Origin of the sequence: Lentzea sp. DG1S-22 (assembly GCF_036321065.1) — a bacterium.
GTDB classification, from domain to species: domain Bacteria; phylum Actinomycetota; class Actinomycetes; order Mycobacteriales; family Pseudonocardiaceae; genus Lentzea; species Lentzea jiangxiensis.
The window spans coordinates 4,648,620-4,669,144 of record NZ_CP143276.1 but is presented as its reverse complement, the minus strand read 5'-3'; the positions used below and the strand labels follow the sequence as shown (position 1 = coordinate 4,669,144).

The following is a 20,525-nucleotide window of genomic DNA, read 5'->3' as shown; positions in this document are numbered from 1 at the left end:
ACCCGGCTTATCCGGGTGAGTGACGGGACTTGAACCCGCGACACCTGGGATCACAACCCAGTGCTCTACCGACTGAGCTACACCCACCATTGCCAGTCGTTGACCGGCGAGGAAAGCATAGCAACGGCATCCACCGGCAAAGAAATCAGGGGGTCACTTGACGTCCTTCAGCAGGTCAGCGGCCACGGCCTGGGCCTGCTCGGTCGTCGGGCCGGGCTGCGGCACGAACGCCGTCCGCCGGTAGTACGCGAGCTCCCGGATCGACTCGACGATGTCGGCGAGCGCCCGGTGCGCGAGGCCCTTGCCCGGCTGCGCGTAGTAGATGCGCGGGTACCAGCGCCGGCACAGCTCCTTGATCGACGACACGTCGACCATCCGGTAGTGCAGGTGCGCGTCCAGCGCCGGCATGTCGCGGGCGATGAACCCGCGGTCGGTGGCGATGGAGTTGCCCGCCAGGGGAGCGGTCCGGGGGTCCGGCACCCACTCCTTGATGTAGGCGAGCACGGCCGCCTCGGCCTCCTCCAACGAGACCGCGGAGGCGCGCACCTCCTCGGTCAGGCCCGACTTGGCGTGCATCTGCACGACGACTTCCGGCATCGAGGCGAGCACTTCGTCGGAAGCGTGGATCACGATGTCCACACCGTCGCCGAGCACGTTGAGCTCGGCGTCCGTGACCAGTGCCGCGATCTCGATCAGAGCGTCCTTGCCCAAGTCGAGTCCGGTCATCTCGCAGTCGATCCACACCAGACGATCCATCACGCCCGGAACATTACTGCGCGGAGCGTCAACTTCGAGTGGCGGCGTGCGACAACCTGGTTACGCTCCCCGTGCATGACGGCTCAAGCTGAGATCGCCGCCGGGTACGCGTCGGAGAGCGCGACCATCGAGCTCGGCGCGGTGCTGGTCGACGGGACCGTGGAGCCGACGGCGCACGTCCGCATCCCGTTGTCCATGGTCAACCGCCACGGACTCGTCGCGGGCGCGACGGGAACGGGCAAGACGAAGACCCTCCAGCTGCTCGCCGAGCAGCTGTCGGCCAACGGCGTGCCGGTGCTGATGGCGGACGTGAAGGGCGACCTGTCCGGTCTGTCGCGGCAGGGTGCCGCGAGTGACCGCACCACTGCCCGCGCGCGGGACACCGGCGACGACTGGCAGCCGCAGTCGTTCCCCGTGCAGTTCCTCTCGATCGGCACGGGTGGCATCGGTGTGCCCCTGAGGGCAACGGTCACGAGCTTCGGGCCGATCCTGCTGTCGAAGGTCCTCGGGCTGAACGACACCCAGGAGTCGACGCTCGGCCTGATCTTCCACTGGGCCGACTCGAAGGGGCTGCCGCTGCTCGACACCAAGGACCTGCGCAGCGTCATCCAGCACCTCACGAGCGACGAGGGCAAGGCCGACCTCAAGGGCATCGGCGGTGTCTCCAGCTCCACGGCGGGCGTGATCCTGCGGGCTCTGGTCAACCTGGAGGCGCAGGGCGGCGACCGGTTCTTCGGCGAGCCGGAGCTCGATCCAGCCGACCTGATGCGCGAACGCGACGGCAGGGGCGTCATCAGCCTGCTCGAACTGGCCGAGCTGCAGGGCAACCCGGCGTTGTTCTCCACGTTCCTGATGTGGCTGCTGGCGGAGCTGTTCGAGACGCTGCCGGAGGAGGGCGATGTCGAGAAGCCCAAGCTCGTCTTCTTCTTCGACGAGGCGCACCTGCTGTTCTCGAACGCCTCCAAGGCGTTCCTCGACCAGATCACCCAGACCGTGAAGCTGATCCGGTCCAAGGGCATCGGTGTCTTCTTCTGCACGCAGCTGCCGACGGACATCCCGAACGAGGTGCTGTCGCAGCTCGGCGCGCGGGTCCAGCACGCTCTGCGCGCGTTCACGCCGGACGACCAGAAAGCGTTGGCGCGCACGGTGAAGACGTACCCGACGACGCCGCACTACGACCTGGAGAAGTCGCTCACGTCGCTCGGCATCGGCGAGGCGGTCATCACCGTGCTGAGCGAGAAGGGCGCGCCGACGCCGGTCGCGTGGACCCGGTTGCGGGCGCCGCGTTCGCTGATGGACACCATCGGCGACGACGCGATCGAGCAGGAGTCCCGGGCATCGGACCTGCACGGCAAGTACTCGGAGACCGTCGACCGCGAGTCGGCCTACGAGCAGCTGATGCGGAAGGTCGCGCCACCGCAACAGGAAGAGCGACGACGAGCCCTGGAACCCCAGCGGCGGGAGGAGGAACCGGGACTCGTCGAGAAGGTGCTCGGCAACAGCGCGGTGAAGTCGTTCCTGCGGTCAGCGGGCAGCGCCCTGGCGCGCGAGATCACGCGGGGCATCTTCGGCACCTCGCGCAAGCGACGCTGAGAGCACCGCGGCGCCGAGGCAGAGCCCGCCCGCGACGTACCAGGCCAGGTCGTAGCTGCCCAGGTGGTCGCGGGTGAGCCCGGCGGCGGACGCGGCGAGCGCGGCGCCGAGCTGGTGCGAGGCGAAGACCCAGCCGAACACGACGGGACCGGACATCCCGAAGTACTGGCGGCACAACGCCACGGTCGGCGGCACGGTCGCGACCCAGTCGAGACCGTAGAAGATGATGAACACGAGCATCGACGGGTGAGCCGACTCGCTGAACAGCTGCGGCAGGACCATCAACGACAGGCCGCGCAACGCGTAGTAGGCCGCCAGCAGCATCCGCGAGTCGACCTTGTCGGTCAGCCACCCGGACACGATCGTGCCCACGATGTCGAACACGCCGACCAGCGCCAGCAGTCCGGCGGCGGTCGTCGTCGGCATGCCGTGGTCGTGCGCGGCGGGGATGAAGTGCGTGCCCACCAGGCCGTTCGTCGAGGCCCCGCAGATCGCGAAACCACCGGCCAGCAACCAGAACGGCCGGGTGCGGGCGGCCTGCAGCAGGCCGCCGACCGCCCGGCGGGCGGCGCCACCGGCCGGCGGCGGGGGAGTGTCCTCGGAGGCGCCGAGCGGCAGCAGCCCCACGTCCCGCGGGTACTCGCGCAGGAAGAACGCCGCCAGCGGCACCACGGCGAGCGCGGCGATGCAGATCACCAGCGACGCGGGCCGCCAGCCGTAGCTCTCGGACAGCCACGCCACGGTGGGCAGGAACACCAGCTGCCCGGCCGCGCCACCCGCCGTCAGCACGCCCGTGACCAGGCCGCGGTGCTTCACGAACCAGCGTCCGGTGATCGTCGCGACGAACGCCAGCGCCATCGACCCGGTGCCGAGACCGACCACGACACCCCACAGCAGCACCAGCTGCCAGGACGCGGTCATGAACACCGTCAGCCCGCTGCCGAGCGCGACCGTCGTCAACGCGCAGGTGACGACGACGCGGACACCGAACCTGTCCATCAGCGCGGCCGCGAACGGCGCGGTCAGCCCGTACAGCAACAGGTTGACCGAGATGGCGAGCGAGATCGTGCTGGTGCTCCAGCCGAACTCCGCCCGCAACGGCTCGATCAACGCACTCGGCGCCGCGCGGAACGACGCCGCGCCCACCAGGGCGATGAAGGACACACCCGCGACAACCCAGGCCCAATGCAGTCTCACGCCGACAAGGTTCGGTGAAGGCCGACGCTGCAACCAGTGGCCCGATGGCCAACATGTGAAAGAATCAGGCCATGCACCGGATCGCCGTTCTCGCGCTCGAGCAGTCGGTGGCGTTCGACATCGGCAGCGCGACGCACATGTTCGCCCGGCTCGAGGACCGCTACGAGGTGGTCGTCTGCTCGCCGGACCGCCGCCCCGTCCCCACCACCGGCGGCTTCACCATCGCGCCCGAGCACGGGCTGGAGGTGCTGCGGGACGCCGACACGGTGCTCGTCCCGGGCACGCACTACCGGCCGGCCAGGGAAGGCCGGCTCGAACCCGCGGTGCGGGAGGCGCTGACGACGACGAACGCGCGCCGGATCATGTCGATCTGCACCGGTGCGTTCGTGCTCGCCGCCGCCGGGCTGCTCGACGGCAGGCCCGCGACCACGCACTGGAAGACCACCGACGAGTTCCGCGCGCTGTACCCGCAGGTGCGGCTGAACCCGGACGTGCTGTTCATCGACGACGGCGACGTCCTCACCTCGGCGGGCGTCGCCGCGGGCATCGACCTCTGCCTGCACGTCATCAGGTCCGACCACGGCAGCGAGGTGGCGAACTGGATCGCCCGCTACTGCGTCGTCCCGGCGTGGCGGCAGGGCGGGCAGTCGCAGTTCGTCGACCGCCCGGTGCCGAGCTACCCGGACACCTCTACGGCGCTCGCCCGCGAGTGGGCCCTGGAACGCCTCCAGGAGCCCCTCGACCTCGCCGCGATGGCGGCGCAGGTGCGGATGAGCGTGCGCACGTTCACCCGGCGGTTCCGCGCAGAGACGGGCATGTCACCGGGCCAGTGGCTGGCGCAGCAGCGCGTCGACCGGGCCCGGCACCTGCTGGAGTCCACGGACCTGCCGATCGACCAGGTCGCGAACCACGCCGGCTTCGGCACCGGCGCGGCGTTGCGGCAGCAGATGGCGGCGGTGATCGGGATCTCGCCGAGCGCCTACCGCCAGACGTTCCGGTCGGCCTGACCGTCCACAGCGGACTCGTCGACCAGGAACGGCCGCAGCAGCTCCGGCACGGCCTCGTCGGCGAGCGCCAGGCCGTCGGACTCGCCGACGTCCGTCACGTGGTAGATCCCCGCGCCCGCCGCCGTGGTCGCGCCGATCGTCATCAACCCGCTGCGGCGCTGGAAGAACGACCGCCGGATGCGCCAGCCGATGATGCCGGTGCGCTGCAGCGCGACCGTGCTGCGGACCAGGGAGTTGTTGCGCGTCACCAGGTAGCGCTCGTCGAGGGCGTTGCCGAGCGAGCGGTAGTTGTCCCAGCCGATCAGCGCGGCGAACGGGATGACCGCCGCCGGGATCGGCCACGCCCAGGGCGGTGCCCAGATCGCGAGGCCCGCGGCGATGACGGCCCACGGCATCACGTGCCGGAAGACGCTGCGGCGCAACGCGGCGAACGGGTGCTTGCGCAGCCGCAGCGCCGTCGGGTCGCTGCCGACCTTGAGCACGTCCCTCGAGACCTGGTGCGCCACGGACAGCGGCGCGGGTGGCAGCAGCAGGTTGCTCTCGCCCTTGGAGCCGAGGCCCGTCGTCACCGCGGCGAGCTTCGCGCCCCTGCCCGCGCGCACCAGCAGCGGTTCCTGGATGTCGACGCCGCGCAGCCGTTGCTCCTCCACCGAGACCGACCGCGTGGTCAGCAGGCCCCGTTGCACGCGCAGGGTGCCGTCCGGTTCGCGGGTCAGCCGGTAGTTCCAGAACTGCAGGACGTAGAGCGGGATCGACAGCACCAGGCCGACCACGACGAGCGCGACCAGGAACCCGGCGAACAGCGTGAGGCTCGGGTGCTCGAACAGCCACTCCCAGAGGTCCTGCACGGGGTGCAGGCCGAGGTCGTCGGCGTAGTTCGACAGCACGCCGAACAGGGCACCGATCGCGACGAGACCGGACAGCGACAGCGGCGCGAACTTCAGCCACTTCAGGTCGAGTCGCGAGATGACCTCGGACTCCGGCAGCGCGACCGGTTCGGCGCCGGGCTCCTCGGGTGAGGCGGCCCTGGGCGCGACTCCCTTCTGCAGCAACAACACCCGCAGCCGCTCGGCCTCCTGCTGCGTCACGGCGTCGAGCGTGAGGCCGTCCGTTCCCGGGACGTCCTGCTGCCCGGTGCCGATCCGCACCGCGGAGAGCCCGAAGATCCGGTGGCCCGGCTTGGAGGTGAGGTCGACCGTCCTGATGCGATCACGCGGCACCGCGAGCTGCTTGCGCGTCAACAGACCCGTGTGCAGCTCGACCTGGTCGTCGGTGATGCGGTACTTCGTGGTGCGCCAGATGAGGTAGCTGAACGCGAGGATCGTCGCGACCGTCACGCCGCTCGCGATGAGCCGCCACTTCTCGCCGTTGCCGGTGAACAGCAGCACGAGGATCGGCACCAGCATCGCGACGCCCTCGTTGAGCGGCCGCACGACCAGCATCCGCACGTGCAGGCGGTGCCACTCCTGCAGCGGCTCGGTGATCTCCGGTGCGGCGGGCAGTCCGGCCGGCACCTCCGCCGGGGTGCTCACGTGGCATCACCCGGCGTCGCCTGCGTGGTGTTCGTCAGCTCGACGACGAGCCTCTGCGCGAGCTCGTGCTCCAGCCCTTCGATCTCCACGGGACCCGCGGCCGACGCGGTCGTCACCGTGACCGTCGACAGGCCGAGCAGCTGCTGGAACGGCCCGCGCTTGGTGTCGATCGTCTGGATCCGCGACACCGGGGCGACCCGCCACTCCTGGTTCAGCCAGCCCGAGAGCGTGTAGACGGCGTCCGGCGTCGTCTCCCAGCGGTGGACGCGGTAGCGCCAGCTCGGTTCGACGGCGGTGTGGACGACGCCGACGACCGCGGTGGCGACCAGCACCCACAGCTCCCACGCCGGCGGCTCGTCCACCAGCAGGAACACGACCAGCTGGGGCACGACCAGCACGAGCCAGAACACGGCGGCCTGCATGGTCCACAGCAGGACGGACTTCGGGCTCACCTGGTGACGAGGCGTGCGCAGTTGCGGAGTCACTCCCCAAGGGTGCCTCAACGGCTCCGGGCGGTGTGGCCAGGTGTGTCAATTGGTGTGCCGGTGGCCGGGTGGTCCCGCGTGCGAGGGAGGCAGGACTACCGCGGCCGCGCAGGGCTGTCAGGACTCGATGCAGTACGGCGGGTGGAACGCCTGGTCCGGGTCATCGGCCGCCGCGGTCCCCGCCAACGCTGTGAGAGCCCCGAAACTCAGCAGTAGGGCGGCGATGGCGCGGGCGATGGTGTGCAATTTCATCGGGGGCTCCGTTCGTCAGGGGGTAGCCGTGGTGGGGGCTGAAATCTTCGGCGCGGGCGGGGTGGCCCGTTCGCGGCGCGGTCCGTCGCGAGAGGACGTCGCGTGTCCCGGCGTCCCGGCGAGCTACGTGTCGCGGCTCGAGTCCGGCGCACGCGTGCCGGGGGACACCGAGGCGCCGCTCGCAAGAGGGCGCGGCCACCAGGGCGTGCCGGTGCCGGTGTCGAAGCTGTTCAAGTCGTGGTCTCCCGGTCCGGCGGTGGACGCGCTCGGGGAGATCCTGCGCGCATCCTCGCCGCGGCGCCTCGCCCGGACGGCCGAATCCGCGGAGGCCGTGGCCGTCGGGCGGGTGCGGTGGCGGGACGTGCCACGCATCGCGTCGCGCGAGCACTGGCGCCTGCCGAGGCGCTGGGCGGCGTTGCCCGGTCATGACCGCCCCTTGTTCGTCAACGGGACACGTTGTGATCGGAGCATGACACAGAGCAGTTGCCCGTCACATCACCCAATTGCACCGCGCGGAAATGGGTAGAACACCCGCTAAGCGGCAGTTGCCGGAGAACGGCAAGCAGCCGAACGGGCGATCGCGGCCGCGTCGGGCCGGCCCGTCGCGCTCGATCGGCGCCCGTTACTAGGGCGTGGTCAGGTTCATCCACCAGACGATGGCGTCGGCGCGGCCGTGGACGTCGAGCGTCGTGTAGATCCGCTGGAGGTGGTTCTGCACGGTCTTGGGGGACAGTCCGAGCGACTCCGCGACCGCCGCCGTGCTCGCCCCGGCCGCCACGAGCCGCAGCACCTCGATGCCGCGCTTGGTGAGCCCGGCCCGCAACGCGCGGGCGATCCGCGTGTTCGTGTGCTCGGCGGTGCCCGCCTCGTGCAGCTCGCCGGCGGGTGGGACGCGCACCACCCCGTTCTCGCGCTGGGGTCCGAAACGCTTGTGCGCCAACTGTTCCACGAGTCGTGACGACAGGTCGTGCTCGCGCATCCGCAGCAGGTCGCGGCCTTCCTGCAGCTCCCACAGCCGGTACTGCTCCAGCTGCATCCGCGCGTGCCGCAACGCGCGTTCGAACTCGCCGGACCGTTCGTAGGCCTCGCTCAGCCGCTGGTGCGCGTGCACCGCGACCTCGCGCGCCAGGCAGCTCATCGCGAGCTCGGCGGCCTGGGCCAGCTGCGCGATCTCGTCGGAGTGCCGCCCGCGCGCCCCGCTCAGCCGGGCCCGCACCATCAGCGCCTCCGCCAGCGCCACCGGGCGGTTCCTGCCCGCGAGCAGCTGGTCGGCGCGCTGCCAGCTGCGGTGCGCGCGGTCGAGCTCCCCCAGGTCGATGCGCACGTGCGCCAGCAGGACGTTGACCATCGCCATCCGCACCGGGTCGCCGACCTGCTTCCACCGGTCGCGCACCCGTGCGCACAACGCCTCCGCCCGCCGGAGCTTGCGCACGCACGGCTCCCCGTCGAGGCTGCACCGGTTGTCCTCGGTGCGGACCATGCAGTGCTCGTGGAACTGCATGCGCATGACCCGCGCCTGCTCGAACAGCACCGAGCCGATCAGCTCGCTGTCACCGGTCAGCTCCGCGAGGCCGAGCGCGCGGGCGAAGGAGTTGAAGCTGCGCTCCCGCGAGTCGAGCCGCAGCTCCACGACGGCGCGGGAGAAGCTGCACCGCGCCTGGAGCCCGATGTGGCGGTTGGCCGCCGCGATCTCCTGCACCCTGTCGATCGTGTCGAGCGCGCTCGGCCACAACCCGCGCTTGCCGAGGGCCACCGACTGCGCCAGCACACCCTCGGCCACACCCTCCGCGTCGTCCAGCCACGCGAACGCGGCCACCGCCTTCTCCGCGAACTCCAGCGCCTCGCCCGGCCTGCCCTCGTCCAGGGCGATGCGCGCCTCACGCAGGTCGTGCACGGCGTTGGACCGCGGATCAGCCGTCCTGCCCGGAATCGTCATGGTCGAGCCCCCTCACCCGGGGCCTGACCCTAGTGGTGGTCGCGCAAGTGGCGTTTCACCACCTTTCCGGCCGCGTTGCGCGGCAGCTCGTCGACGAAGAAGACGTCGCGGGGAACCGAGTACCGGGCCAGGTTCGCCTTCACGTGCTCGCGCACCTGGTCGGCTGTCAGGGTTTTCGCGCCGACCACGAAGGCGGCGAGGCGCTGGCCCCACTCCTCGTCGGGAACGCCGAGCACCGCGACCTCGGTGACGCCGTCCAAGGTGGAGAGGAGGTCTTCGACGTCGTGCGGGTACACGTTCTCGCCGCCCGAGACGATCATTTCGTCGTCGCGGCCGGCGACGAACAGCAGGCCGTTCTTGAGGTAGCCGAGGTCGCCGGTCGACATCAGGCCGTCCAGCGACTCCTTGCTGGTGCCGTTGGTGTAGCCGTCGAACAGCATCTCGTTGCCGACGAAGATCCGCCCCGTCTCACCCGGTGCCACGGGCTTGCCGTCGTCGTCCACAACGGCCAGCCGGGTCCCGAGCGGTGGTTTCCCCGCCGTGCCGGGTTCGGCGAGCATCTCCTCGGGGGTGGCGATGCTGGCCCAGCTCACCTCCGTCGACCCGTAGAGGTTGTAGAGGACGGGGCCGAACTCCTCGAGCGTGCGGGCGGCGACGCGCGGCGGGAGGGCCGAGCCGCTGGAGGCGATGACCCGCAGCCGCGGCCGGTGCGGGGTCTCCAGCATGCGTTGCAGCATCACGGGAACGACGAACATCGCGGTGCACTTCTCGGCGTCCCGCAGCGCCTGCGCGGGGTCGAACCTGCGGCGCAGCACCAGGGTCGCGCCGAGCACGAGCCCGAGCTGGAACGCGGCGAGGCCCCAGGCGTGGAACAGCGGCGAGGTGATCGAGATGACGTCGCCGTGCCTGAGGGGGATGCGCGACAGCAGCGCGGCGGCGGGGGCGAGGCTCGCGGGTTCCGGGCGGCGGGCGCCCTTCGGGGTGCCGGTGGTGCCGGAGGTGAGGACGATCAACCGGCCGCGCGGGGGCCTGCGGGGGAGCGGGGTGGTGGGCCCGTTCGCGATCAGCGACTCCAGCTCGTCGGCGAAGAACACCGGCACGCCCGCGGGCAGCACGCCGGCGAACTCGCGGTCGGCGACGATCCTGTCGATCTCCTGGTCCCGCGCGACCCGGTCGAGCTGGCCCGCGCTCAGGCCGGTGTTGAGCAGGACGGCGTCGGCGCCGACCTTCGTGCACGCGGTCATCGTCTCGACGAAGGCACGGCTGTTGCGGCACAGCAGGCCGACGCGCTCCCCGGTGCGGAAGGCGTGCGCGAGCCTGCTCGTGCGCTCGTGAACCTGCGCGTAGGTGAGGACGCCGTCGTCGTCGACGATCGCGGCGCGGTCCGGGTGCCGTCCCGCACCTGTCTGGTAGCCCCACGCCAGCGTGATGTTCCAGTGCAGGTAGCCGAGCAGGGCGCCGGTGAGCCCTCGCGGGCCCAACGGCCGGATCACTCCGGCTTTCACCAGGGTCAGCAGCACACGGGTCACCATGGACCCACTGTGCCAGTTACCTACTCATCAGTAGGTAGTGCTGTGATGGCGGTCACATGTCGGTGTTGGACGCGCTCACGACGGCGTCGCGCAGCGCCGCCCGCAGGCGGCCGACCTCCAAGGGCGTCAGCACGGCGGCCTCCCCCGGCGGCACGGTGATCACCACGTGTCCCTGGCTGACGAACACCGTCATGTCCCGTCGGCGCGAAGCGATGTCGCGGCAGCTCACCTGCCACTCCTCTTTTGCTCCCACGGGGTTCTTCCTCCAGCTCACTCGGCGCACCGGCGCGGCGGTGCCGGCGCTCGCACAGGTGAGACGCGCGCAACCGGCGATCATGACGGAGGTTTCCCGTTTCTCCGTCGGGCGACCGCGCCGAGCTGCGGATAGCGTCGCATGTGGGACGAGAGTTGGTCACCTGAAAGGGTGAAGATGGCGGAACCGCAACGCATCGTGATCGTGGGAACCGGCCTCGCCGGTGCCTCCGCCGCGGGCGCGCTCCGAGACCGCGGTTAGGGCGGCGAGATCCTGATGTTCGGCTCCGAACACCACCGCCCGTACGAGCTTCCCGCGCTGTCCAAGGACCTTTTGCTGGGGAAGGCCAACGAACCGGCGTGGGTGCACGAGCCGGGCTTCTGCTCCGACAACGAGATCGACCTGCGGCTCGGCGTGTCCGTGCTGGAGCTCCGGCCGGGTGATCACACGGTCGTGGACTCCGAGGGGGCCGTGCGCTCCTACGACCGTCTCCTGCTCGCGAGCGGATCGCGCCCGCGCGTTCTGCCTGGGGCACAAGGACATGTGCTGCGCACGCTGGACGACGAGGTGGCGTTGGAGTCCGCGCTGCGCGAGGGCAGGCACGTCGCGATCATCGGTGCCGGCTGGACCGGCTGCGAGGTCGCGGCGGCTGCCCGCGCCCACGGCTGCCGCGTCACCGTGGCCGACCCGCTGGCCGAGCCGCTCGTGCGCGTGCTGGGTCCCGAGATGGGCGCGGTGTTCCGGGGCCTGCACGCCGACCACGGCGTGGAGTTCAGGCTGGGCACGGGTGTCGAGGGCTTCTCGCCGTCCGGCGTGCGGCTGGACGACGGCACGGAGCTGATGCCGGACGTGACCGTGCTGACCGTCGGGGCGTCACCGCGGCTCGAACTGGCCGAGGCCGCCGGCCTGGAGCTCGCCGAGGGCGGTGTCGCGGTCGACGCCGCGCTGCGCACCTCCGCGCCGGACGTGTTCGCCGCCGGTGACGTCGCGGCGCAGGACCACCCGCGCCTCGGCCGGCGCGTCCGCGTCGAGCACTGGGCGAACGCGAAGGACCAGGGCACGCACGTGGCGGGCTCGCTGCTCGGCCTGGACGAGCCGTACCTCGAGTCGCCGTACTTCTTCAGCGACCAGTACCTCGCGGGAGTTCATCGCGTTCTGGCTGTGCGACGGGCGGCTGCGGGCGGCGATGAACGTCAACGTGTGGGACCACGGCACCGCGCTCAAGGCGCTGGTGGACGCGCAGGCGGCGGTCACGCCGGAGCAGCTGCGCGAGGCGGACCTGGGGTCCCTCGCCTAGCCTCCGGGCCTCAGATGCAGGAGCCGTGCATCGGACCTTCGCCGCGCGAGAGGTCCTGCAGCGCCCTGCGGATGATCGCCATCTCCTCGTGCGTGAAGCGGGAGCGGAAGGCGCGCTCGACCTCGGCGAGGGCGTCGCCCGCCTCCTTCTGCAGCTCGCGGCCCCGGTCGGTGATCACCGGTGTGCGCACGCGCCGGTCGTTCGGGTCGGGCACGCGCATCACGAGGCCCGCCCGCTCCAGCTTGTCGAGCTCGCTCGTCAGCGTGGTCTTGTCGAGGCCGAGCATGGCGCCGAGCTTGAGCTGCGTGCGCTGGACCTCCTCGCTGGCGAGGGCCTGCAGCACCAGCTGACCGCGCAACGACACCCCGAACTTCGCGATCTCCTCGGCGTACGCGGCCCCGACGCGCTGGGTAGCGCGGTGCAGCAACCAGTTGAAGTCCCACTTCTCCAAGCAGGCTTCGACGAGTTCGGGCTGCTCCTCCATGTGTTCCATCCTACATCCCGGAAGAGATGTTCTCAGTTCAGAACGTCTTGACTCAGAAGTTCTCTGCTCGTATGTTCTGAGCATGACCAACCTGCTGCACATCGACACGAGCATCCGGTACGAGGGGTCCGTGACCCGCGAGGTCACGAGCGCGTTCGCCGAGAACTGGCGCGCCGCGAACCCCGGCGGCGGGTACGCCTACCGGGACCTGCACGCGTCGCCGGTCCCGCACAAGGACGGCACTGACCAGGGCATCGCCGCCGACCTGATCGCCGAGGTCGACGCCGCCGACGTGATCCTCATCGGCGCGCCCATGTACAACTTCTCGATCCCGTCGACCCTGAAGGCCTGGATCGACCAGGTCGCGACCTCCGAGCACTTCGCCCGGGAGGACGGCACCTTCGCCTGGGGCGGCAAGCGCGTCGTCGTCGTGACGGCACGCGGTGGCTCGTACAAGCCGGGCACGCCGCGGGAGGGGTTCGACTTCCAGGAGCCGTACCTGCGCGCGGTGCTGTCGATGGTCGGCCTCGACCACAACCTGGAGTTCGTGCACGCCGAGCTGACCCTGGCGGACGTCGTGCCGCAGATGCACCAGTTCCGGGAGCTGGCCGTCGAGTCGCTGGCCGACGCGCACCGCGTGGTCAAGGAGCTCGCCACGGCCTAGTGTCGGTCGCGTGATCGACAAGGTGGCCTGGGTCCACGTCGTGGACGGGCGCGTGCTGGTCGCCCGCTCGCACGGCAAGGACACGTTCTACGTGCCCGGCGGCAAGCGCGAGCCGGGGGAGTCCGACGTCGAGGCGCTCGTGCGCGAGATCCGCGAGGAGCTGTCGGTCGACGTCTCCGACGCCGCGCCGCTCGGGGTGTTCGAGGCTCAGGCGCACGGTCGTGCCGAGGGGGAGACCGTGCGGATGACCTGCTACTCGGCGTCCTTCACCGGGGAGCTGGCGCCGGCGAGCGAGATCGCCGAGCTGGCGTGGTTCACCACCGCAGACTCCGACCGGGTCTCGCCGGTCACGCGGATCGTGTTCGACCACCTGCGGGACATCGGGGAACTGTCCTGACGTTCGCGGACCGCGGCCGCGACCGTCCCGGAGAACGACGCGGGACAGCGAGCACCGCTCTCCGTCCCCACTCCAACGTATAGCGCACCCCTGGTCTTGCGGCAAGACCCCGTGCGTCCCCCATGATTCCCCGGCCAACGCCATCACCTGGGGAAACGGGGACTCCATGATCGACGTCGTCATCGTGGGCGGCGGGCCGACCGGCATGGTGCTGGCCGGGGAACTGCGTCTGCACGGCGTGAGCGTGGTCGTGCTGGAAAGGGAGCGGGAACCGACGAAGGTCGTCCGGGCGCTCGGGCTGCACGCGCGCAGCATCGAGGTGCTCGACCAGCGCGGCATCGCCGAGCGGTTCCTCGACGCCGGGCGGACGCACCCGCTGGCCGGGTTCTTCGCCGGGATCGAGCGGCCCGTGCCGCGGCGGCTGGGCACGAAGTACCCGGTCGTGCTCGGCCTGCCGCAGCCGCACGTCGAACGCCTGCTCACCGAGCACGCCGTCCAGGCCGGTGCCGAGATCCGGCGCGGCAGCACGCTGACCGCGTTCAGCCAGGACGACGACGGCGTGACGGCCGGGCTCGCGGACGGCACGTCGCTGCGGGCGCGCTACCTCGTCGGCTGCGACGGCGGCCGCAGCACCGTGCGCAAGCTGGCCGGCATCGGCTTCCCGGGCGAGCCCACGCGCGTGGAGACGCTGCTGGGCGAGATGGAGATCGGTGTCCCGTGGGAGGAGGCGATGCCCTTGGTGCTCGAGGTCCGCAGGACGCAGAAGCGGTTCGGCATCGGCCCGATCGGCGGCTCCGCGACGTACCGCGTGGTCGTGCCGGCGGACGGGGTGAACCCCGACCGCTCGGCCATGCCGACGCTCGGCGACTTCGAGGAGCAGCTGCGGCGCGTGGCCGGCACCGACTTCGGCGTGCACTCCGCGCGGTGGCTGTCCCGCTTCGGCGACGCCACCCGGCAGGCCGAGCGCTACCGCTCCGGCCGGGTGTTCCTCGCGGGCGACGCCGCGCACGTCCACCCGCCGACCGGGGGCCAGGGCCTCAACCTGGGCGTGCAGGACGCGTTCAACCTCGGCTGGAAGCTCGCGGCGGCCGTGCGCGGCTGGGCACCGCCCGGGCTGCTCGACACCTACGAGGCCGAGCGGCACCCGGTGGCCGGGGAGGTGCTGGACAACACCCGCGCGCAGGTCGAGCTGATGAAGGCCGAGCCGGGCCCGCGGGCGGTCCGGCGGCTGCTGGCCGAGCTCGTGCGGTTCGAGGAGGTCAACCGGTACTTCGTCGAGAAGATCATCGCCGTCTCGATCCGGTACGACTTCGGATCGGAGAACGACCTGGTCGGGAGGCGGATCGACGACCTGGCGCTCGAGCGCGGCGGGCTCTACGAGCGGATGCGCGCCGGGCGCGGGATCCTGCTCGACCAGTCCGGCTCGCTCTCGGCCGGGGGCTGGGCTGACCGCGTCGACCACCTCGTCGACGTCAGCGAGGACCTGGACGTGCCCGCGGTGCTGCTGCGGCCGGACGGCCACGTGGCGTGGGCGGGCGAGGACCAGGAGGGGCTGGAGGCCGAGCTGACCCGCTGGTTCGGGACGGCCTGCTGAGGTCACCCGTTCGAGGGCCCGCGACGCTTTGCCACACTGTGCGGCGTGTCCGAGCCGATGACAGCGGTGCTCCTGCGTGCCGCGGAGCTCACCGCCTCGGGGAAGCCGCGGCAGGCGATCGACCTGTTGCGGCCCCTCGTGGCGGCGAACCCACGGCACGCCGAGGCGTGGTGCCGGCTCGCGGCGGCCCACCTCGACCTCGGCGAGGCGGACCAGGCCCTCGACTCGGCCAAGCGCGCGATGGTCCTCGACGGCGAGCCCGCCTGGCCGCAACGCCTCGCGGCACTGGCCCTGAGCGACCTCGGCCGGCACCAGGAGGCGGCGGTGGCGGCGCGGGAGTCCGTGCGGCGCAAGCCCGGCGACTGGCGCTGCTACGTCGTGCTCGCCGAGGTGCTCGCGGACGTCCCGGACGGCGCCGTCGAGGCGTTCGACTCGGCACTGCACGCCTCGCAGCTCGCCTCGACCGAACCGCGGGCGTTCCAGGTGCTCGGTGACGCGGCCCTGCGGATGCGCGACTGGGGCACCGCCGAGCACGCGTACCGGACGGCGATCAAGCTCGACCCGTCCGACGCGGACTCGAAGGCCAACCTCGCGACCGTGCAGCGGCGCCGCGGCGTCAGGCCCGCGCCGGTGCAGTTGAACAAGGTGCAGGTGTGGCGTGCGCTGCGCACGCTGTCGTTGCTGCTGATCGGCGGCGGTGTGCTCGCGCTGATCGCCGGCATGCCCCGGCCCACGCCCTACCTCGGGTTCTTCACCGGCGCGATCGTCCTGTGCTGCCTCGTCGTGGCGTTGCGGCTGCGCCCGTTCTCCCTGCTGTTCGGCCTGCGCAAGCTCGCCGTGACGGTGTCGCTGCTCGGTGTCTCGGCGCTGGTCCTGACCGCGTGGACCGTCGCGTTGCTGTTCGGTGCCACCACGATGCAGCCACTTGTGCTTTCCTGGTTGTGCGCTGTCGTGGGGGGAGCGCTCGTCTACGTCGGTGGAGGCAGGAAGCGGTGATGCGTCGCAACGCGGTCGCGCTCGCGTTCATGCTGTTCCTCGGACAGCTGTTCGTCGTCGCCGCGCCCGCCGAGCCCACCGCCACCGGGTCCGTCGTCCGGCACGGCCACGAGTTCGCGAACCTCCCCGTCACGACGCCCAAGCCGCACAACGTCCAAGCCGCCCAGGTGCCGCAGGCCCAGCTGCCGATGGACGTGCCGCCGGTCGCCAGGCCCGCGCTGCCGATGCGGTTCGTCGTCTCCTTCGCCCGCCGCGTGCACCGCACGCCCGAGGGCATCCGCTGGACCCCGCAGCGGGACCGTTCCCCGCCTTCCGGCCGCTGAGAGCTCGTTTCCCAGCAACTTCTTCTTCCGGAAGGTCCACCCACCCATGTCGCGCGACAACGCGCGGCGGGGTCTTCTCGTGCGCGGTTTCCTAGCGCTCGGGGTCCTCGTCGCCTCCGCTTTCCTGCTGCTCACCACCGATCCCCGCCTGGGTCTCGACCTGCGCGGTGGCACCCAGATCGTCCTCGAGGCCAAGGGCGACTCCGACGCCGCCGACCGCTCCCTCGAGGTCCTGCGCCGCCGCGTCGACGCGCTCGGCGTCGCCGAACCGGTGATCGCCCGCTCCGGCGAGAACCGCATCGTCGTGGAGCTCCCCGGCGTCCAGGACCCCGAGGAGGCCGTGAAGGTCCTCGGCCGCACCGCCCAGCTCACCGTGCAGCGCAACGGCGAGACCGTGATGACCGGCGAGGGCATCTCGGACGCCCAGTCCGTGCGCAACCCGCAGGGCGCGGGCTTCGTCGTCAACATCCAGTTCCAGGGCGACGCCCCCGGCAAGTGGCAGAAGGTCACCGGCGAGGCGGCCTGCGAGCCGTCCGGCACCCCCGGCCGCCAGATCGCGTTCGTGCTCGACGGCAAGCCGATCTCGTCGCCCGAGGTCAGCCTCGACACCCCGTGCGGCGGCGGTCAGGCGGGCGGCGCCACGACGATCACCGGCCGGTTCTCCCAGCCCGAGGCGAAGGAACTGGCGCTGGTCATCCGCTCCGGCGCGCTGCCCGTGCCCGTCGAGGTGATCGAGCAGCGCACCGTCGGCGCGACCCTCGGCGCCGAGGCCATCGAGGCCAGCGCCCAGGCCGCGATCATCGGCATCGCCCTGACCTCGCTGTTCCTGATGTTCGCGTACCGCCTCGCGGGCTTCCTGGCCGTCGTCGCGCTGGTCGGCTACGCGGGCGTGGCCTACGCCGGGCTGCTGGCGGTGGGGGCGACCTTGACCCTGCCGGGCCTGGCCGGCTTCGTGCTGGCGATCGGCATGGCGGTCGACGCGAACGTCCTGATCTTCGAACGGGCGCGCGAGGAGTACTCGCGCAAACCCAACCTCCGGCGCGCGTCGGAGAAGGGCTTCAGCGGCGCGCTGAGCGCCATCGCCGACTCGAACGTGACCACGCTGCTGGCAGCGGGTCTGCTGTTCTGGCTGGCCACGGGCCCGGTCCGGGGCTTCGGCGTCACGCTGACCATCGGTGTGCTGGCCTCGATGTTCAGCGCCCTGGTGCTCTCACGCGTGCTCGTGGTGTGGGCGCTCGGCACCCGGTTCGTCACCCAGCGCCCCCGCCTGAGCGGCCTGCACACGCTCGGCTGGGTTCGTCAGCGCCTGTCCGTCGTGCTGTACCGCCGCCCGTCCCGGTGGCTGCTCAGCGCCGGCGCCCTGGTGCTCGTGGCGTTCGCCGGCCTGCTCGTGCGAGGCCTCAACCTGGGCGTCGAGTTCACCGGCGGCCGCATGCTCGACTTCACCGCGGGTGGCGTCGTGGACGCCGGTCGCGTGCGCGGCGCCCTGGCCGGCGCGGGCTTCGGCGACGTGGTCGTCTCGTCCTCGGGCAACGAGGTCTCGCTGCGCACCGGCCCGATCGACGACGCGACGTCCACCCGCATCGGCCAGGTCGTGTCGTCCGCGGTCGACGGCGGCGCCCGCCAGTCGAGCAACGAGCTGATCGGCCCGTCACTCTCCTCCGAGCTGCGCCGCAACGCCGTCATCGGCCTCGCCATCGCAGTCGCGGCCCAGCTCGGCTACCTGGCCGTCCGCTTCGACTGGCGCCTCGGTCTCGCCACGGTCGCCGCCCTGATCAGCGACGTCCTGGTGCTGGTGGGCCTGTTCGCGTGGATGGGCAAGACCGCCGACGGCGTGTTCCTCGCGGCCCTGCTGACCGTGATCGGCTACTCCGTCAACGACTCCGTGGTCGTCTTCGACCGCCTGCGCGAGCTGCGCGGGTCCCGGTTCAAGAGCCCGTACCCGGACGTGGTGTCCGACGCGGTGGTGCAGACCGTGCCCCGCACCGTGAACACCGGCATCGGCGTGCTGTTCGTGCTCGCCGCCCTGCTCGTGCTGGGAGACGGCTCGCTGGCCGACTTCGCGACGGCGTTGCTGATCGGTCTGCTGGCGGGCACGGCGTCCACAGTGGTCACCGCCGCACCGATCGCCATCTGGCTGGAGTCGCGCTGGCCGCGTCGAGCGGTTCCGAAGAAGAACGCGGTGGCGGCGCGGACCTAGCTGACGCGGCTCGCTTCGTAGCAGAGTAGGCGGCATGACCTCCTTCGCCGCGTACCAGAACGAGATCTACCTGCAGGGGCTCGGCGGCGCCGTGCCGCCGTTCACCACCGACCCGGACGCGCTGGAGCAGTCCGCGCGCGAGAGGCTCGGGCCGGGGCCGTTCTGGTACGTGGCGGGAGGCGCCGGGTCGGGTGCCACCGTGCGGGCGAACCGCGACGCGTTCGAGCGCGTGCGGATCGTGCCGCGGATGCTCACGAACGCGACCGAGCGGCACCTCGGCGTGAGCGTCCTCGGCACCGAGCTGCCGGCGCCGGTGATGCTCGCACCCGTTGGCGTGCAGTCGATCCTGCACCCGGACGGCGAACTGGCGACCGCGCGGGCCGCGGCGGAGCTCGGGGTGCCGATGGTGCTGTCCACGGCGTCGTCGCACACCATCGAGGAGGTCGCCGAGGCGTCGGGTGACGGGCCGCGCTGGTACCAGCTGTACTGGCCGAACGACCCTGAAGTGTGCGCGTCGCTGTTGGAGCGGGCGAAGAAGGCCGGGTACACGGCGCTCGTCGTCACGCTCGACACGTGGACGCTGGCGTGGCGGCCGCACGACCTCGACCAGGCCTACCTGCCGTTCCTGCGCGGGGTGGGCACGGCGATCCCGTTCAGCGACCCCGCTTTCCGCGCCGGGCTGCAGAAGGCGCCGGAGGAGGACCTGCCGATGGCGATCCTGCGGTGGGTGGGCATGTTCACCGGCACCGACAAGTCGTGGGACCAGCTGTCGTTCCTGCGCGAGCACTGGGACGGGCCGATCGTCCTCAAGGGAATCCAGCATCCCGACGACGCGCGCCGGGCCGTCGAGTCCGGAATGGACGGTGTCGTCGTGTCGAACCACGGCGGGCGCCAGGTCGACGGGGCGGTCGGGTCGCTGGACGCGTTGCCCGCGATCGTCGAGGCGGTGGGGGAGCAGGTCGACGTGCTCTTCGACTCCGGGATCCGCACCGGCGCGGACGTCGTGAAGGCGCTCGCGCTCGGGGCGAAGGCCGTGATGGTCGGGCGGCCCTTCGCGTACGGGCTGGCGCACGGCGGCCAGGTCGGCGTCAAGCACGTGCTGCGGAGCCTGCTCGCGGACTTCGACCTGACGCTCGGGCTCTCCGGCCACCGGAGTCCGGCCGAGCTGGGTCCGGACGCGTTGCGGTTCGCCTGAGAACGACGACGGCCGGGCCGCGGCAGCGACCCGGCCGTCGAACAGGCGTCTCCTACGGCATGGTCGCCGTCATGTGCGCCAGCGTGCCGAAGTCGGCCGGCTGCACCCGCAGCCAGCCGTCGCTCTTGGCCGCCAGGTACCGCCCGCTCGGCGTGTCGATGAACGTCAGCGGGTGGGCGCAGCGCTGCTTGCGGCCGAGGTGGTCGCGCTTGGCCGAGAAGAGCTGACCGCCCGCGGTGCGCGGCTGGCCCATGATCTCCTTCAGCTGCGCGACCAGCTGGTCGTTCGGCGTGCTGGTCGGACGGCTCTGCTGCAGGAACGAGCCGGTGTCCTCGTAGGACGGCTGCCGCTTCTGCCGCAACGCGTCCTCGGGCACCGTGATCGGGTTGCCCCGGCCCGCGGGCGTGGGCGGCAGCGCGCCGACCAGGGCCTGCGGGGCCTCCTCGGGGCGGATCGGCTCGAGCACGAACTGCTGGTCCGGCGTGAGCACGATCCGCAGGGCGTCCTGGCCGTTCGTCACGACGAGCACGCTCTGCTGCGGGCCGTCCTTCAGGCTGAAGAACGCCCAGTACTCCACGCCGGCCTCGACCACGAGCCGCAGCGCGTTCGCCAGGTCCGGGTGGATCTGGTTGCCGCGCGCGAGCCCGTACTGCTCGAGCTGGGCCCACGCCGACCGCTGCAGCCGTTCGAGCTCGCTCACGTCGCCCGACGCGAGGAGCTCCTCGTCGAAGTCGACCTGGGCGAGCAGCGCGCGGTGCATCGTCGGCAGGCCCGCGGCGTGCCACGCCTGGTAGAGCGCCGTGACAGGGATGGCGACCCTGCTGCGAAGCAC

General features: G+C 71.5%; 19 protein-coding genes, 1 tRNA gene and 1 pseudogene. 10 read left to right on the top strand and 11 right to left on the bottom strand.

The window, feature by feature from the left end; all coding sequences use genetic code 11:
• Positions 1 to 14 precede the first annotated feature (14 nt).
• A tRNA-His gene (locus V1227_RS21340) sits at positions 15 to 87 on the bottom strand.
• A gap of 66 nt (positions 88 to 153) precedes the next feature.
• Positions 154 to 759, bottom strand: coding sequence for an oligoribonuclease (orn, locus tag V1227_RS21335; RefSeq protein WP_329787350.1), 606 nt, complete (start codon positions 757 to 759; stop codon positions 154 to 156).
• Between the two features lie 72 nt (positions 760 to 831).
• Here orn and V1227_RS21330 point away from each other — a divergent pair, with 72 nt between their 5' ends.
• The gene (locus V1227_RS21330; protein ID WP_329787349.1) at positions 832 to 2,349 is read left to right on the top strand and encodes a helicase HerA-like domain-containing protein; all 1,518 of its coding nucleotides are present in this window, start codon (positions 832 to 834) and stop codon (positions 2,347 to 2,349) included.
• Here V1227_RS21330 and V1227_RS21325 read toward each other — a convergent pair.
• Positions 2,281 to 3,540, bottom strand: a complete 1,260-nt coding sequence (locus V1227_RS21325) for an MFS transporter (RefSeq protein ID WP_329794073.1) — start codon at positions 3,538 to 3,540, stop codon at positions 2,281 to 2,283. The two genes, V1227_RS21330 and V1227_RS21325, sit on opposite strands and share 69 nt — an antisense overlap.
• A gap of 77 nt (positions 3,541 to 3,617) precedes the next feature.
• On the opposite strand from V1227_RS21325, the gene V1227_RS21320 reads away from it, so the two are divergent.
• On the top strand, positions 3,618 to 4,553 hold the full coding sequence (locus tag V1227_RS21320; protein ID WP_329787348.1) for a GlxA family transcriptional regulator: 936 nt from the start codon (positions 3,618 to 3,620) through the stop codon (positions 4,551 to 4,553).
• Here V1227_RS21320 and V1227_RS21315 read toward each other — a convergent pair.
• The 6 genes from V1227_RS21315 to V1227_RS21290 form a co-directional block, all read right to left on the bottom strand.
• A complete protein-coding gene (locus V1227_RS21315) occupies positions 4,526 to 6,085 on the bottom strand; it encodes a PH domain-containing protein (RefSeq protein WP_329787347.1) in 1,560 nt (519 codons plus the stop codon). The genes V1227_RS21320 and V1227_RS21315 overlap by 28 nt on opposite strands.
• Positions 6,082 to 6,570, bottom strand: a complete 489-nt coding sequence (locus tag V1227_RS21310) for a PH domain-containing protein (protein ID WP_442916343.1) — start codon at positions 6,568 to 6,570, stop codon at positions 6,082 to 6,084. The genes V1227_RS21315 and V1227_RS21310 overlap by 4 nt, the downstream gene beginning before the upstream one ends.
• Before the next feature lie 117 nt (positions 6,571 to 6,687).
• The gene (locus tag V1227_RS21305; RefSeq protein WP_329787346.1) at positions 6,688 to 6,822 is read right to left on the bottom strand and encodes a hypothetical protein; all 135 of its coding nucleotides are present in this window, start codon (positions 6,820 to 6,822) and stop codon (positions 6,688 to 6,690) included.
• Positions 6,823 to 7,447: 625 nt separating this feature from the next.
• Positions 7,448 to 8,758 (bottom strand): helix-turn-helix transcriptional regulator, encoded by a 1,311-nt coding sequence (locus V1227_RS21300; protein WP_329787345.1) that lies wholly within the window; start codon positions 8,756 to 8,758, stop codon positions 7,448 to 7,450.
• Between the two features lie 29 nt (positions 8,759 to 8,787).
• Entirely contained in the window at positions 8,788 to 10,290 is a 1,503-nt protein-coding gene (locus V1227_RS21295; RefSeq protein WP_329787344.1) for an AMP-binding protein, read from the bottom strand.
• Positions 10,291 to 10,342: 52 nt separating this feature from the next.
• Entirely contained in the window at positions 10,343 to 10,543 is a 201-nt protein-coding gene (locus V1227_RS21290) for a hypothetical protein (RefSeq protein WP_329787343.1), read from the bottom strand.
• 177 nt (positions 10,544 to 10,720) lie between these two features.
• Between V1227_RS21290 and V1227_RS21285 the strand changes: the two are divergent.
• Positions 10,721 to 11,840 (top strand): annotated as a pseudogene (locus tag V1227_RS21285) (NAD(P)/FAD-dependent oxidoreductase).
• Positions 11,841 to 11,850: 10 nt separating this feature from the next.
• On the opposite strand, the gene V1227_RS21280 reads toward V1227_RS21285, so the two are convergent.
• Positions 11,851 to 12,324, bottom strand: a complete 474-nt coding sequence (locus V1227_RS21280) for a MarR family winged helix-turn-helix transcriptional regulator (protein WP_236217990.1) — start codon at positions 12,322 to 12,324, stop codon at positions 11,851 to 11,853.
• A gap of 82 nt (positions 12,325 to 12,406) precedes the next feature.
• Here V1227_RS21280 and V1227_RS21275 point away from each other — a divergent pair, with 82 nt between their 5' ends.
• The 7 genes from V1227_RS21275 (at position 12,407) to V1227_RS21245 (ending at position 19,693) form a co-directional block, all read left to right on the top strand.
• Entirely contained in the window at positions 12,407 to 12,988 is a 582-nt protein-coding gene (locus V1227_RS21275; protein ID WP_329787342.1) for an FMN-dependent NADH-azoreductase, read from the top strand.
• A gap of 10 nt (positions 12,989 to 12,998) precedes the next feature.
• Complete coding sequence (locus tag V1227_RS21270) at positions 12,999 to 13,385, top strand: NUDIX hydrolase (protein ID WP_329787341.1); 387 nt, start codon at positions 12,999 to 13,001, stop codon at positions 13,383 to 13,385.
• Positions 13,386 to 13,551: 166 nt separating this feature from the next.
• Positions 13,552 to 14,979 carry a rifampin monooxygenase gene (gene rox, locus V1227_RS21265; protein WP_329787340.1) on the top strand — a complete coding sequence of 476 codons (1,428 nt, stop codon included), beginning with the start codon at positions 13,552 to 13,554 and terminating at the stop codon, positions 14,977 to 14,979.
• A 45-nt stretch (positions 14,980 to 15,024) separates the two neighbouring features.
• Entirely contained in the window at positions 15,025 to 15,975 is a 951-nt protein-coding gene (locus V1227_RS21260; RefSeq protein WP_329787339.1) for a tetratricopeptide repeat protein, read from the top strand.
• Positions 15,975 to 16,298 (top strand): hypothetical protein, encoded by a 324-nt coding sequence (locus tag V1227_RS21255; RefSeq protein ID WP_236217998.1) that lies wholly within the window; start codon positions 15,975 to 15,977, stop codon positions 16,296 to 16,298. Before V1227_RS21260 ends, V1227_RS21255 begins: the two co-directional genes overlap by 1 nt.
• 46 nt (positions 16,299 to 16,344) lie before the next feature.
• On the top strand, positions 16,345 to 18,498 hold the full coding sequence (secD, locus tag V1227_RS21250) for a protein translocase subunit SecD (RefSeq protein ID WP_329787338.1): 2,154 nt from the start codon (positions 16,345 to 16,347) through the stop codon (positions 18,496 to 18,498).
• Between the two features lie 34 nt (positions 18,499 to 18,532).
• Complete coding sequence (locus V1227_RS21245) at positions 18,533 to 19,693, top strand: lactate 2-monooxygenase (RefSeq protein WP_329787337.1); 1,161 nt, start codon at positions 18,533 to 18,535, stop codon at positions 19,691 to 19,693.
• A gap of 52 nt (positions 19,694 to 19,745) precedes the next feature.
• Here V1227_RS21245 and V1227_RS21240 read toward each other — a convergent pair whose 3' ends face one another.
• Positions 19,746 to 20,525, bottom strand: a complete 780-nt coding sequence (locus tag V1227_RS21240; RefSeq protein ID WP_329787336.1) for an ESX secretion-associated protein EspG — start codon at positions 20,523 to 20,525, stop codon at positions 19,746 to 19,748.